Source organism: Sulfurospirillum diekertiae (assembly GCF_011769985.2).
GTDB classification, from domain to species: Bacteria; Campylobacterota; Campylobacteria; order Campylobacterales; family Sulfurospirillaceae; genus Sulfurospirillum; species Sulfurospirillum diekertiae.
In genome coordinates this window covers 1,791,929-1,804,707 of the sequence record NZ_CP039734.2, presented here as the reverse complement: position 1 = coordinate 1,804,707, position 12,779 = coordinate 1,791,929, and the positions used below count along the sequence as shown (strand labels likewise).

General features: G+C 40.8%; 15 protein-coding genes. 8 read left to right on the top strand and 7 right to left on the bottom strand.

From position 1 onward, the window contains the following. Positions 1-4: 4 nt before the first annotated feature. The 3 genes from FA584_RS09195 to rpmB form a co-directional block, all read right to left on the bottom strand. Positions 5-232: an HP1242/YdcH family protein gene (locus FA584_RS09195; protein ID WP_087439019.1), complete on the bottom strand. Its 228-nt coding sequence runs from the start codon at positions 230-232 to the stop codon at positions 5-7. A 53-nt stretch (positions 233-285) separates the two neighbouring features. After that, complete coding sequence (argJ, locus tag FA584_RS09190; RefSeq protein WP_167749250.1) at positions 286-1,476, bottom strand: bifunctional glutamate N-acetyltransferase/amino-acid acetyltransferase ArgJ; 1,191 nt, start codon at positions 1,474-1,476, stop codon at positions 286-288. Between the two features lie 87 nt (positions 1,477-1,563). Beyond that, positions 1,564-1,752, bottom strand: a complete 189-nt coding sequence (gene rpmB, locus FA584_RS09185) for a 50S ribosomal protein L28 (RefSeq protein WP_087439017.1) — start codon at positions 1,750-1,752, stop codon at positions 1,564-1,566. A 170-nt stretch (positions 1,753-1,922) separates the two neighbouring features. Between rpmB and rpe the strand changes: the two genes are divergently transcribed. From rpe to FA584_RS09170, 3 genes are read left to right on the top strand one after another with little or no spacing between them, the layout of a single operon-like run. Then, positions 1,923-2,564, top strand: coding sequence for a ribulose-phosphate 3-epimerase (rpe, locus tag FA584_RS09180; RefSeq protein ID WP_096047024.1), 642 nt, complete (start codon positions 1,923-1,925; stop codon positions 2,562-2,564). Positions 2,565-2,567: 3 nt separating this feature from the next. Beyond that, positions 2,568-3,167: a phosphoribosylanthranilate isomerase gene (locus FA584_RS09175; RefSeq protein WP_167749249.1), complete on the top strand. Its 600-nt coding sequence runs from the start codon at positions 2,568-2,570 to the stop codon at positions 3,165-3,167. Continuing rightward, positions 3,151-3,954: a 3'-5' exonuclease gene (locus tag FA584_RS09170; RefSeq protein WP_167749248.1), complete on the top strand. Its 804-nt coding sequence runs from the start codon at positions 3,151-3,153 to the stop codon at positions 3,952-3,954. Before FA584_RS09175 ends, FA584_RS09170 begins: the two co-directional genes overlap by 17 nt. Here the strand turns inward: FA584_RS09170 and FA584_RS09165 are convergent. The 4 genes from FA584_RS09165 to uvrB all read right to left on the bottom strand — a co-directional run bounded on the left by FA584_RS09165 (position 3,935) and on the right by uvrB (position 9,227). Beyond that, the gene (locus FA584_RS09165; protein ID WP_167749247.1) at positions 3,935-4,459 is read right to left on the bottom strand and encodes a gamma carbonic anhydrase family protein; all 525 of its coding nucleotides are present in this window, start codon (positions 4,457-4,459) and stop codon (positions 3,935-3,937) included. The two genes, FA584_RS09170 and FA584_RS09165, sit on opposite strands and share 20 nt — an antisense overlap. 1 nt (position 4,460) lies before the next feature. Continuing rightward, positions 4,461-6,572 carry an RNA degradosome polyphosphate kinase gene (locus FA584_RS09160; protein ID WP_096047020.1) on the bottom strand — a complete coding sequence of 704 codons (2,112 nt, stop codon included), beginning with the start codon at positions 6,570-6,572 and terminating at the stop codon, positions 4,461-4,463. A gap of 76 nt (positions 6,573-6,648) precedes the next feature. Then, positions 6,649-7,191, bottom strand: coding sequence for a putative metalloprotease CJM1_0395 family protein (locus tag FA584_RS09155; RefSeq protein WP_096047019.1), 543 nt, complete (start codon positions 7,189-7,191; stop codon positions 6,649-6,651). A 59-nt stretch (positions 7,192-7,250) separates the two neighbouring features. Further along, positions 7,251-9,227 (bottom strand): excinuclease ABC subunit UvrB, encoded by a 1,977-nt coding sequence (gene uvrB, locus FA584_RS09150; RefSeq protein WP_167749246.1) that lies wholly within the window; start codon positions 9,225-9,227, stop codon positions 7,251-7,253. Between the two features lie 66 nt (positions 9,228-9,293). Between uvrB and FA584_RS09145 the strand changes: the two genes are divergently transcribed. The 5 genes from FA584_RS09145 (at position 9,294) to FA584_RS09125 (ending at position 12,663) form a co-directional block, all read left to right on the top strand. Next, a complete protein-coding gene (locus FA584_RS09145) occupies positions 9,294-9,527 on the top strand; it encodes an ABC transporter (RefSeq protein ID WP_087439009.1) in 234 nt (77 codons plus the stop codon). Next, entirely contained in the window at positions 9,524-9,742 is a 219-nt protein-coding gene (locus tag FA584_RS09140) for a hypothetical protein (protein ID WP_096047016.1), read from the top strand. Before FA584_RS09145 ends, FA584_RS09140 begins: the two co-directional genes overlap by 4 nt. An 81-nt stretch (positions 9,743-9,823) precedes the next feature. Then, entirely contained in the window at positions 9,824-10,288 is a 465-nt protein-coding gene (locus FA584_RS14800) for a type IV pilin protein (RefSeq protein WP_305791357.1), read from the top strand. 74 nt (positions 10,289-10,362) lie between these two features. Further along, positions 10,363-10,824, top strand: a complete 462-nt coding sequence (locus FA584_RS09130) for a type II secretion system protein (protein WP_167749245.1) — start codon at positions 10,363-10,365, stop codon at positions 10,822-10,824. A 3-nt stretch (positions 10,825-10,827) separates the two neighbouring features. Beyond that, positions 10,828-12,663: a primosomal protein N' gene (locus FA584_RS09125; protein ID WP_167749244.1), complete on the top strand. Its 1,836-nt coding sequence runs from the start codon at positions 10,828-10,830 to the stop codon at positions 12,661-12,663. Positions 12,664-12,779: the final 116 nt, after the last annotated feature.

The window sequence follows — 12,779 nt, the reverse complement described above, 5'->3', positions numbered from 1 at the left end:
TGTTTTAGAGATTGTGTTCTTTTTTGTAAGCAACGATTGTTGCATACGCTTCGTCTTTAAGTTTAAGTTTCTCTTTTTTGAGTGCATCAAGTTCAGCCTCACTAATATGCTCTCTTCCTTCTTCTGCATCAGCAATTTTTTGGTCAAGTTCATTGTGTTTTTCAAAAATTTTAGCAAAGTGTGCATTATCAATTTTGAGTTTTGAGATAACTTCTCTGTATTCGTGTAGCATAGGTTCTCCTTTTATATTTGTTTTATTTTATCAAAAAGTGCTTAATTTTAAGACTAAGTCCTATAGTCGGCATTAATCTCAACATATTTATGTCCTAAATCACAGCCATATGCAGTGAAAGAGCTTTCGCCAATTCCTAGTTCACAATGGATACGAAATGACTCTTTTTTCATGACAGCCGCAGCTTTTTTTTCAGCTTCTGCATTTAGGGAACGCTGATCTTTACTGTAAATTAAGACATCGTCATAATGAATCACAAGGGTTTCTTCATTACATGTAATACCACTGGCTCCAATAGTCGAAGCGATACGTCCCCAGTTTGGATCTTCCCCAAATAGTGCTGTTTTAACAAGCAGTGAATTACTAAGTGCTTTAGCAGCGCGTTCTGCTTCAGCTACATTTTTTGCACTACTCACTTCAAATGCAACTACTTTGGAAGAACCTTCGCCATCACGTACCAGCATAAGGCTTAGCTCTTTGGTAATGCGACACAATGCTTCATTGAAAGCATTTTTATGATAAGCATTGCTTTTTTTAGAACTTAAAAGAAGTACGGTGTCATTGGTTGAGGTATCTCCATCGACACTGACGGCATTGAAAGAATTTTCAATGGCAGGGAGTAAGAGTTCATCCATATCGGCTTTAGGGATGTTGGCATCGGTGATAATAAAGCAGAGCATGGTTGCCATCGCTGGATTGATCATACCTGCACCTTTACAGATCGCTGCGATATGAAAGAAACTATCATCCTCTAAAATCACTTTTAAACAGAGCTCTTTTTTAAAGCTGTCGGTTGTCATGATAGCGGAGGCTGTTGAGTGAGAATCTTTGGCATTAAAATCAAATTTATCAAAAGCAGTTGAGAGTTTTTCAACATTCAAACGGTATCCGATGACACCTGTTGAGCTCATAATAGGGTTGTGTAAAGTTGGAAATTTTGTTTTGAGTTTATGAAACAATGTATCAATATCTTCGATACCTTCCGCTCCTGTCATTGCATTGGCATTTTTGGCATTCATCAAAATAAAATTGGTTTGGAACCCTTTGGGGTAACGCAAAAAATGTTTAATGGGAGCTGCTTGAAATACATTGGTTGTAAAAACACTGGAAATATCACACGGTTCATCAGAGCGAATAAAAGCAACATCGTTATTGCCATTAGGCTTAAAACAAGCCGATACGCCTTGACAGAAAAAACCAGCAACATTGTCAAGTCCGTTAATAATTGGGAGAATGGTAAACATCTGTAAATCCTTTAGGATTTGATTGTGAGAAAAAGAGGTAAGATCAAAACAAGACTAGCGTAAAATTTCCCCATGAAAGGAGAAATTTTAGCCGTTTTTCTTCATTGTACGAAGTGTCGAAGCAGCAATTCTAATTTTCTTAGTCGTTCCATCTTCAAGTGTCACACGGACAGATCTAAGGTTTGGAAGGAATCTTCTTTTAGTTTTGTTGTTCGCATGGCTTACGTTGTTACCAACCATAGGGCCTTTTCCAGTAAGAGCACATTTTCTTGCCATATCGATATCCTTAAAATTTTTCGTGAATTGTACATGAAAGAAGCAAAAGAAACGCTTAATTCTATGCAGCCTGAGATTATATCGAAAATATTATAAATTTGGGTACAATTTCAGTAAATTTTTGTGGATAGACTTTGTTACGAAGTCTATTAATCGTATAAAGGCAAACTATGTTAGTTGCTCCAAGTATCCTTTCTGCTGATTTTGGAAAGTTAAAAGAAGAAATTGAATCGATTTGCATGGCAGGATGTGATCTTGTCCATGTGGACGTTATGGATGGGCATTTCGTTCCCAATTTGACCATTGGACCTGTTGTGGTAAATGCTGTAGCACGCGCTGCTACAAAGCCTCTTGATATTCACTTGATGGTTGAAAACAATACATTTTTTGTTGATCTTTTTGCTCCGCTTAAACCTAAATACCTTTCCTTTCACATTGAAGAAGAGAAACACCCGCATCGGTTGATTCAAAAAATTCGCAACTTAGGTATTTCTCCCGCGATTGTATTGAATCCTCACACGCCACCGTCTGCGATAGAATATCTCATTGAAGATTTGGATATGGTTCTCCTTATGAGTGTCAACCCTGGTTTTGGTGGGCAAAAATTTATCCCCAATGTTTTAGAAAAAGCACCGATTTTAAAAGAGATGATTTTAAAACGAAATGCGCAAACACTCATTGAAGTGGATGGTGGGGTCAATAACCAAAATATTCAAGCACTTGCCAATGCGGGGGTGGATATTGTCGTTGCAGGCAATTATATTTTTGGCTCCAATGATTATAAAAACGCTATTGATTCTTTAAAAGTGTAACAGATGTGGGTTAAAATCTGCGGTATTACGAACCTTGAAGACGCACTATGTGCGATTGAAGCAGGGGCGGACGCACTTGGTTTTGTTTTTTATCCAAAATCTCCTCGTTATATTACACCTCAAAATGCGAAAGAAATTGCAGAAAAATTGCCTTTACATGTAAAGAAGATCGGGCTTTTTGTAGATGTGACACCTGATGAAGTGAGTCTTACATGTAAAGAGGCGCAGATGGATATGGCGCAGATTCAGTTTGAAGTAGATGAGACATTTTTTAACGCGTTAAAAGTGCCTTATGTTCGTGTTGTGCGTACGCGCGAACCTCGTGATGTCGAACAGTATCAAGGATTAATCAGGCTTGTTGATGCCTATGTTGAAGGCTACGGCGGAGCAGGGAAGAGGATTGATCTTTCATGGTTTGAAAACAGTGATAGAGACAACATCATCCTAGCAGGCGGATTGACTCCTGAAAATATTGATCAAATTAAACCTTTTGGCTTTTACGGTGTCGATGTCAGCAGTGGCGTAGAAAAAGCAAAAGGCCTTAAAGATCACGATAAAGTACGAGCATTTATAAAGAAGGCAAAGTGTGAGAGCAGTAGATAGTTATATTTTTAAGATGACGCAAAAGCCTATTTTTCATAAAGAATTTTTTGCCAAAATGCATACGTTTAAAGAGTTGGAACCTGTGGATGTTGAAGATATATCAATGCTCAAACTTTTAGGGCTTCCTATCACTAAATACAATAATTACGCTTTTACCCTAGAAACGATTACTACACCCATCGGTCAGGGAAAATTTTGCATTGTCGATATTGAAGCCAATGGCAGTAAACCCGCTTTACACCAGATTATTGAAATCGGTGCGGTGATGATTGAAAATGGCAAAGAAGTTGCTGAGTTTTCATCCTTGGCTAAGGCAGATATTTTACCTGATAGCATTGAGCAACTCACAGGCATTACCCTTGCGGAACTTCAAAGAGCACCCTCACTTACGTCTGTTTTAGAAGCATTTCGTCTGTTTATCAAAGATGCCGTTTTTGTTGCGCATAATGTTAATTTTGACTACTATTTTATCTCTTACGCTATGGAACAAGCAGGGTTTGGTCCGCTTTTGAATCGCAGACTTGATACCATTGATTTAGCGCGAAAATGTATCGAAGCACCTAAGTATGGTCTAGGGGCGCTTACGGACTATTTGGGGATAGGCTTTGAAAATCACCATAGAGCATTATACGATGCACGCGCTACGGCGCAAGTGTTCTTTAAAGCGTTGGAAAATTTACCTGAAGAGGTGCAAACCGTAGAGCAGTTAATCGCTTTTACGAATCCTCAAAACCAAAAGAAGAAGAAAAAAGAGAAGCCTTCAAAGCCTACTGATACATCGCTTTAAACCGCACGTAGTTAGCGGACGATGCGTAAAGAGAGGAAACCTCTTCATCGCTAAGTGCTCGTACAACTTTGGCAGGATTGCCCATAATGAGTGAACGCGGTGGAAAGATTTTATTTTTAGTCACCAGTGAATTAGCCCCGACGATGGACTCTGTACCGATGACCGCACCATCTAAGATCGTCGCACTCATGCCTATTAAGCAGGCATCTTCTATAGTACAACCATGGAGCATCACGCGATGCGCTATGGTTACATCATTGCCAATCGTTGTTGCAAATCCATCACTGCGATCGGCTTTTTTAAAGTGCGTGACATGAATCATGCTAAGGTCTTGAATCGACGTTCGTTTGCCAATTTTAATGGAGTTTACATCGCCTCTAATGACGCAGCCAAACCAAACGGAACTTTCCTCGGCGATAGTTACATCGCCGATAATATCCGCACTGGGTGCCACAAACACATCTGAAGCGATGCGAGGTGATACGCCTTGAAACTCCATAATCATTTTAGCTCTCTTTAAACAAGCGACGTGCCAATTTTTCAGCTTTATGGGAGCTAGTATCTTTCTTTTGTGCCTTATAGATTTTATTCATATAGTCTTCCAGCACGGTGTGGTTGTTAATCGCACGTTCTTCGGTTGGCTCAACTTCCGTGTAATCACCATTGTTTTCTAAATTCCAACTGAGCACATTGTCATTGAGTTGGAGTTGTAAAATTTCAAACAGTTTTTGTTGCAATGTTTTATCAAAAATTGGCGTCATAAGCTCCAAACGTCGCTCAAGGTTCCTTGGCATCCAATCAGCACTAGAGATAAAGGTTGTGGTTGGATCACCATGTTTGAAGTAGAAAATACGAGCGTGCTCTAGGTATTTTCCAATAATAGATTTGACGCGAATATTTTCACTGATTCCTTGCACATTCGGACGTAAACAACAAATACCGCGAGCAATAATGTCGATCTGAACCCCTTGCATAGAAGCGTAGTAAAGGGCTTGAATCACATCAGAGTCCACCAACGAGTTCATTTTAGCAATAATGCGCCCCTCAGCACCATATTTGGCTTCATTGTGAATGAGGTTAATGATTTTAGGCTTGATTTGTGTCGGTGACATGGAAAGCGTGTCAAGTTTTTTATGTTTGGAAAAGCCCGATAAAATATGGAAAAACATCGTACCGTCTTTGGCAAAATCTTCTTTACATGTAAAGAAGCTGGTGTCGGTGTAAACCTTCGCCGTAGCGCCATTGTAGTTACCCGTGCTAAAATGCATGTAAAACTTTAGTTTGCCATCTTCTTCTTGGCGAATGACTTGAGCGATTTTCGCGTGAACTTTAAAACCGGTGATGCCGTAAACCACGTGGGCACCTGCTTGTTCCAACGCTTTTGCCCAATGGAGATTGTTTTCTTCGTCAAAACGCGCTTTTAGTTCCACAACGGCGGTAACTTGTTTGCCTTCATTGGCAGCGTCAATCAGAGCTTGGACGATTTGAGAATTTTTTTCCACACGGTAGAGTGTCATACGAATAGAGACCACTTTTGGGTCTTTAGATGCTTCACGAATGAGTCGTAGAACAGGATCAAAACTCTCATACGGATGAAATAGTAAAACATCGCCTTTATCGATCACTTTAAAGACAGACTCATTGCTATCAAATGGCGGCAATGTTTTTGGATTGTACGGAGGCAATGCAAGATGTGAAAAGTCTTTATTGCCCACAATTTGCCATAATGCTCCAAGATTAAGTGGAATTTTATAGGCATAGATATCTTTAAAGAAAATCTGCATATGTGAATTGAGAAAATTGAGCAAATCAGGGTCGGTGCCATCTTGAATGTTAAGGCGTACAAATGCTCCTTTACGGCGCAGTTTTAACCCTTGCTCCATAATCATCATAAAATCATCCGCTTCCTCTTCTTCGATGACCATATCCGCATTTCGGGTCACTCTAAACGCGGCAGATGCGACGAGTTTATAGCCAGGAAAAATCTCTTCAGCATGTTTTTTAACAATTGTTTCAATCGGCACATAGGTATTGTCCCCTGCTTGGAAAAAGCGTGGAAGTACACGAGGAATTCGGATCATGCCGTATTTGTAATTGCCTTCTTCTTCGATCTCACTGTCTTGAAGTTTTACAGCAAGAGAGAAACTCAGGTTGTTGAGGTGCGGAAAAGGATGTGTGGCATTCACTGCAATCGGGACAATGACAGGTAAGACATTTGAAAAGAAATAGTCATCCGATAACTTTGCCAATGAAGGCGTCAAATTGTCATAATCGGTAATAAAAAGATTCTCTTTTTCAAGGTCTTTGACGATCTCTTCATAACTGCTTTGAATAATCTCTTTTTCACTCGAAAGGTACGTTCTGATTTCTCTGAGTTGATCCAAAGGTGTTTTTTGGTCAGCACCCGTTTCAATGACGCCGGCACTAAAGAGTTGTTTAAGCCCTGCAACGCGGATCATATAGAATTCATCAAGGTTGGTGGCATAAATGGCTAAAAATTTGAGTCGTTCAAAAAGAGGCAACTCTTTTTTTAAGGATTGGGTGAGGACTCTGGTGTTAAATTTGAGCCATGAAAGCTCACGGTTAAGATACAGGCTAGAGTCATTTAAATCAAGCACGTTTGATCCTTCATTGCAAAATAAATCTAATTATTTTATCAGAAAAAAGTTATAAAAAGGTAACGCCGTTACATACTTAGGCGTAATTTGAGAAAAGAGAGGTAGAATTTTCGTTATTTGAGCGCTGGTAGCTCTCATTGGGTTTGGCTATCAGTGCCGCTTGTTTAAGCCGTGCAACTTCAAGTCTTGCCATCATTTGGAGCATTGAAGCCGTTGCCGCTACTTGGTAATCAGTCGCACTTGGGTCACTGGGAGCAAGCGCAGCCGCTCGCACTGTTTGCATTTTGGTGACCGTTTCATCAGGCGTAGGAGCTTCTGAAGTGTCGATGCCAACTTCTCCCCCTATGGCATAAAGCCTTTTGTCTGGTGCTTGCTCGTAAGTAAAAACAGCGGCACTCCGAATAACACCACCACCAGCGGCAATATGAGCACTCTCATGGGCTCGTACAGAAGTATCAATCGCTTGCAGCTCAGCAATTAATGCACGTTGTGAAGCCGTAAGATCAGTAGTCTTTTCGTCTTTTTTTTGGGATGATGAGGATGTCGTCGTAGTGGAAGATGAAGTGGGTGTGTTAGCAACGCGTATGTAAGAGGCGTTTAGAGCGCTATCTACTTGCATAGTTTCCTCCTAAACCATGCTCAATTTTACTCCAAAATGGCTTTACATGTAAAGATTTTTTACATCTTTTTCAATTTTTCAATTTGATCGCGTAATTTCGCTGCTTTTTCAAACTCCAAAATCTTCGCAGCTTCATGCATGGACTTTGTCAATTCCGCAATAATTTTCTTCTTTTCGCTCGGTGGAATCTTCTCTTTTTTATCAAACATATTGTAGATGTCAGCATGTTCTTCAAGTTTTAAATTCTCATCCATTTTGCGCGTGGTACTGGTTGGTGTGATGCCGTGTTCTTTATTGTAAGCCTCTTGAATGGCACGGCGTCTGAGCGTCGTCTCAATCGCTTTTTGCATCGAATCCGTGATTTTCTCTGCAAACATGATGACTCTGCCGTTGAGATTTCTAGCAGCACGTCCCATGGTTTGAATGAGACTCGTTTCGGAACGCAAAAAGCCCTCTTTATCGGCATCTAAGATAGCAACAAGGGAGACTTCAGGCAAGTCAAGTCCCTCACGAAGGAGGTTAATACCCACAAGCACGTCAAACTCGCCCACACGTAAAGAGCGAATGATTTGGTTGCGCTCAATCGCGTCGATGTCGGAGTGCATGTATTTGATCTTAATGCCCAGATCGGCGTAGTAGCGCGTTAGCTCTTCTGCCATTTTCTTCGTCAATACCGTTACAAGCACTTTTTCATCTTTAGCCGTCACCTCTTTGATCTTGTCAAAAAGAGTCTCCACTTGGTTTTTACTGCTTAAAATTTCGACCTCAGGATCAAGAAGCCCCGTCGGGCGGATGATTTGCTCGGCGGTGTTATCACCACTAAGTTCCAACTCTAACTCTTTGGGTGTGGCACTGACAAAAAGGTAACGTGGTGCTTTATGGATAAACTCATCAAACATCAAAGGACGGTTATCTAGTGCGCTTGGAAGTCTAAATCCATACTCGACAAGCACCTCTTTACGACTGCGATCTCCCGCAAACATACCGCGAAATTGCGGAAGACTGACATGGGATTCATCGACGATGACCAGATACTCTTTATTCATCGCTTCAAAGTAGTCAAAGAGTGAGTAGGGCGTTGCACCTGGCGCAATGCCAGTGAGGTAGCGTGCATAGTTTTCAACGCCTTTACATGCTCCGGTGCTTTGAAGCATCTCTAGGTCAAACTCAACACGTTGTTTAAGGCGTTGGTACTCGACCAATTTATCCTCATTTTTGAAGTATTCGAGGCGTTCATCTAACTCTTGCTCGATGGATTTGATCGCTTTTTGAAGCCTCTCGTGCCCGACGATAAACTGATTGGCGGCATAGATGACGACTTTGTTTAGGTTTTGCAGTTTTTTGTTGAGAAACACTTCAAAATAGTTGATGCTCTCCACTTCGTCACCAAAAAACTCCACACGAATCGCCTCTTCTTCACTGTAGGCTGGGTAAATGTCGATGACATCGCCACTGACCCTAAAACAACCGCGATCAAAAAAGGTGTCATTGCGTTTATAACCCATGTCGACAAGGCGCAAAAGAAGCTTTTTTTGGTTGATACTTTCGCCTTTTTCGATGACTTGCACCATCTCTTTATACTCACTTGGATCGCCCAAACCATAATTTGCCGAGACGGAAGCGACACAGATGACATCATCAAAACTAAGCAGTGATGCTGTCGCACTGAGACGCAAACGCTCTAACTCTTCGTTGATGGAGCTGTCTTTTTCGATGAAAAGATCACTTCTTGGAATATACGCCTCAGGTTGATAGTAGTCGTAATAGCTGATAAAATACTCCACATGATTTTTAGGAAAAAAGCCCTTAAATTCGCTGTAAAGTTGCGCGGCAAGGGTTTTGTTGTGCGTCATGATGAGCGTTGGCATCTTCAGTTTTTGAATGATCTGTGCCATTGTATAGGTTTTACCACTGCCCGTCACACCAATCAATGTTTGGTAACGACTTCCTTTTTGGATGGAAGAGACGAGTTTATCGATGGCTTGCGGTTGATCGCCTGATGGCTGATAGGGACTTTCTAAATAAAATTCGCTCATAGTTGATACTTTTCCCATTATTTTGTTACAATTATACCAAACAACGCTATACAAAAAGGCACTCGCATGTTTGAAGAAGAGAGAAACATTAGCACATTAAGCCAAAAGATAACGGAACTTTTGGAAAAATACAAAGATCTTCTGGCGCAAAATGAAGCCCTACGTCAAGAAGTGGTCAAAGCCAAAGCGTTGGCAGAAGCTAAAAATGTTCAGATTGCAAAATTGGAGCAAGACTTGATTCATAAAGATGTCAATTCTGATGATTTGCTCAGCAAAATCGAAGCTGTGCTTGGAAAATGAGTAAAATAACCATTAGCCTTGGTGGCAAAGACTTTGACATCAAGTTAGAGGGTGATTTCGCCGTGCAGTTTGAAGCGGATTTTAAAGAGAAGTTTAAAGAGAAAAGCACCATTGACCCTAAAGAACTCCTGTTTGCCTATGTGGGAAAATGTTATGATAATTTCGTCCTCGAACAAGAGGTTACCAAGCTATTACACCAAATGGATGAGATTTAAGTCGAGCTTTAAAAAGATTGTACTAGAATGGCTTTTACGTGGTCAATAAGTGTATTGGCTAACAAAAAACAAGGAGTGAATATGAAAAAAGGTTTCACGATGATCGAACTTATCTTCGTCATTGTTATTTTAGGTATCTTGGCAGCCGTGGCTATCCCAAGATTGACATCAACTGCAACAGATGCAAAAATTGCTGCTGCTGAAGCATTTATTGGTACGCTTAATCGTTCGGTTGCCCCAGCAATGTGGTCACGTTCTATGAGAGACAGTAATGGTTCTATTAGTGGTGCAAGTGGTGCAGCAAATCATTTTATTTTATCAGACTATACAGATATTCCTAAAGGGGTTACGATAACTTTGACAAACTGTACATCTACTACTGCTAGTTCACCATCATCTGGTGGTTCATTTGATACGACAGCATTGCCACAAACAGAAACAATTTATTGTCTTGACGGTAATAGCACTTCTGCACCTCGTTTTGGTTTTTGGGCAACAGGTCTGACTGATTTGAATGCTTCTGTTCAAACGAATAAAACTCACTAAGAATACATAAAAAAGAGGAAAGTATTTTACTTTCCTCTTTTTTTTCCTATTTTAAATTTTTTCAAAGGTTATTGATGAAACAAGCTTTTACAATGATCGAACTTATTTTTGTGGTTGTTATTTTAGGTATTCTCTCCGCTATTGCTATTCCAAAATTTGCTGGTGTACGTGAAGATGCTGTCGTCTCCAAAGGCAAAGCAGAAGTTGCTTCTATTCAAGGAGGAATTGCGCTTTTGAAATCTCAACGATTGTTAGAAGGCAATACAACATTGCCTCCAAAACTTGATGCTGCAGTTGCCGATACTCCTGGTGCGCCATTGTTCAATGGTGGAACGTATGGTAATGTCCTCTCTTCTCCCATTTATGCTAAAGAAACTAGTAAAGATAACGGTTGGACAAAAACGGATGATACAACCTATAAATATTATATTAGCGGTACACCTATTCCCTTTACATACAGTACAACAGCAGGTACATTTGATTGTAATGCTAGTAGTGCTACAACGGGTACAAATTGTAAATATTTAACGCGATAGAATGTGTTTTATTACCATATTTCTCTTTTAAAATCCCCGCTTTCGCCTTTAACCTATCAGTCGGAGCAATCGCTTCCTTTAGGGACTATTGTTGAAGTGACACTTTCCAAGCGAACAACACAAGGTGTGCTGATAGCCGAAGTTGAAAAACCTGAGTTTGATTGCGAGTCAATTTCCTTTACATGTAAAACTTTTTACCCTCCCAAAACAGTTGAATTGGCGCGTTTCATTGCCGAGTATTATGTCTGCTCACTGGGTGAGGCGCTAAGCCTTTTTGTACCGTATACGCACCATGCTTTACATGTAAACGAAACAACGACGATAGACATCACACTTTCCACCGAACAACAAAAAGCATATGACTTTATTGAAGCACATCCTACGTCACTTCTTTTTGGTGATACAGGCAGTGGTAAAACTGAAATCTATATGAAACTCTTTGAACAGACCATCCATGAGGGCAAACAAGCCATCTTTTTGCTTCCTGAGATTGGACTGACACCTCAGATGAAAAACCGCCTAAAACATCATTTTGGAACACATGTTGCCATTTGGCACTCCAAGATTAGTGCAAAGAAAAAAGAGCAGATACTCAGCGACATACATGAGGGCAAAATTTCCATCATCGCGGGAACACGTTCAGCGCTTTTCTTACCGTTGGAACACTTAGGCTTAATTGTCGTGGATGAAGAGCATGATGAGAGCTACAAGTCTGGTAATCGTCCTCGCTATAACGCCAAAGATTTGGCACTTCTTTTTGGGCAAAAACTGGGGTGTAAAGTGCTTTTAGGCTCGGCAACGCCTACGTTGGGGAGTTTTCATAAAATTCCAACCTTTAGGCTTAAGGGCACATTTTTTGAGTCGCAAAGCTACATCATGTACGATGATGGCGAACATGGACTCAGTTTTAAGATGACACAGGCAATTCAAAAAGCGCTTGATGCACACAAACAAGTCATCGTCTTTTTACCGACACGGGCGAACTTTAAGTACATTACATGTAAAAACTGTGGCGCGAATGTCGAGTGCCCATTTTGCAGTGTTGGCATGAGCCTTCACCACAACATGAATGCACTGAAATGTCACTACTGTAACTACACCGAAGTCATTCCTAAAGTCTGTCCTAAATGTGGATGTGAAGACATTGTCGCAACGCGTATGGGAACGGCGGAAGTGAGCCAAAAGCTTACGGAGCATTATCACGAGCATGTCGTGCAACAGTTTGACCGCGATGAAGTGCGAACGGAGAAAAAACTCTCTGAGATTTTGAGCGATTTTAATGAGCATAAGATCGACATTATGGTGGGAACTCAGATGCTCAGTAAAGGGCATGATTATCACGGTGTGGGGCTTGCTGTCATCCTTGGTGTGGATGCACTGTTGGGTATGAATGATTTTAGATCACGTGAAAAGACGTTGGCATTGGTATTGCAAATCGCAGGTCGAGCAGGGCGTAAAGGGTATGGAGAAGTGCTGATACAAAGTAAAAATAGCGACTTTTTCAAGCAGTATTTGGGTGATTTTGAGCAATTTTTGAAGGATGAATTGGTGTTTCGAAAAGGACTTTACCCACCCTTTAAAAAGATGCTGAGGCTCATGAGTTCTCATGTCAAAGATGAAAAAGCCAAAGCATTAATCGACAAAGTAGCGCTTATCGCACAAAGTTTTCCTCAGGTCGAAGTGGTCGGGTTTGGTAAAGCCAACATCGCTAAAATCGCCAACAAATACCGCTATGAACTTTTAGCACGCAGTGACTCCAGTAAAGCGTTACTCGAACTTGCCCATGCGGTTAAACTCTTACATGTAGAAGCTGATATGGATCCGTTATCCTTTTCTTAATTTGAACAAGGTATAATTTATTTTTACAACGCCAACGAAGCAAAGCTCCTTTTGGCTACGCTAGCCGCTGTGGCACTAAAGCTTGCCAACCATGTTGGCAGAATTTATTTGTAGCA

Coding starts and splice junctions, on each gene's coding strand:
- FA584_RS09140 (WP_096047016.1), top strand. CDS start 9,524: ATGAGTAAAATAACCATTAGCCTTGGTGGCAAAGACTTTGACATCAAG.
- FA584_RS09175 (WP_167749249.1), top strand. CDS start 2,568: ATGTGGGTTAAAATCTGCGGTATTACGAACCTTGAAGACGCACTATGT.
- FA584_RS09165 (WP_167749247.1), bottom strand. CDS start 4,459: ATGATTATGGAGTTTCAAGGCGTATCACCTCGCATCGCTTCAGATGTG.
- FA584_RS14800 (WP_305791357.1), top strand. CDS start 9,824: ATGAAAAAAGGTTTCACGATGATCGAACTTATCTTCGTCATTGTTATT.
- FA584_RS09195 (WP_087439019.1), bottom strand. CDS start 232: ATGCTACACGAATACAGAGAAGTTATCTCAAAACTCAAAATTGATAAT.
- rpe (WP_096047024.1), top strand. CDS start 1,923: ATGTTAGTTGCTCCAAGTATCCTTTCTGCTGATTTTGGAAAGTTAAAA.
- uvrB (WP_167749246.1), bottom strand. CDS start 9,227: ATGAGCGAATTTTATTTAGAAAGTCCCTATCAGCCATCAGGCGATCAA.
- argJ (WP_167749250.1), bottom strand. CDS start 1,476: ATGTTTACCATTCTCCCAATTATTAACGGACTTGACAATGTTGCTGGT.
- FA584_RS09130 (WP_167749245.1), top strand. CDS start 10,363: ATGAAACAAGCTTTTACAATGATCGAACTTATTTTTGTGGTTGTTATT.
- FA584_RS09145 (WP_087439009.1), top strand. CDS start 9,294: ATGTTTGAAGAAGAGAGAAACATTAGCACATTAAGCCAAAAGATAACG.
- rpmB (WP_087439017.1), bottom strand. CDS start 1,752: ATGGCAAGAAAATGTGCTCTTACTGGAAAAGGCCCTATGGTTGGTAAC.
- FA584_RS09155 (WP_096047019.1), bottom strand. CDS start 7,191: ATGCAAGTAGATAGCGCTCTAAACGCCTCTTACATACGCGTTGCTAAC.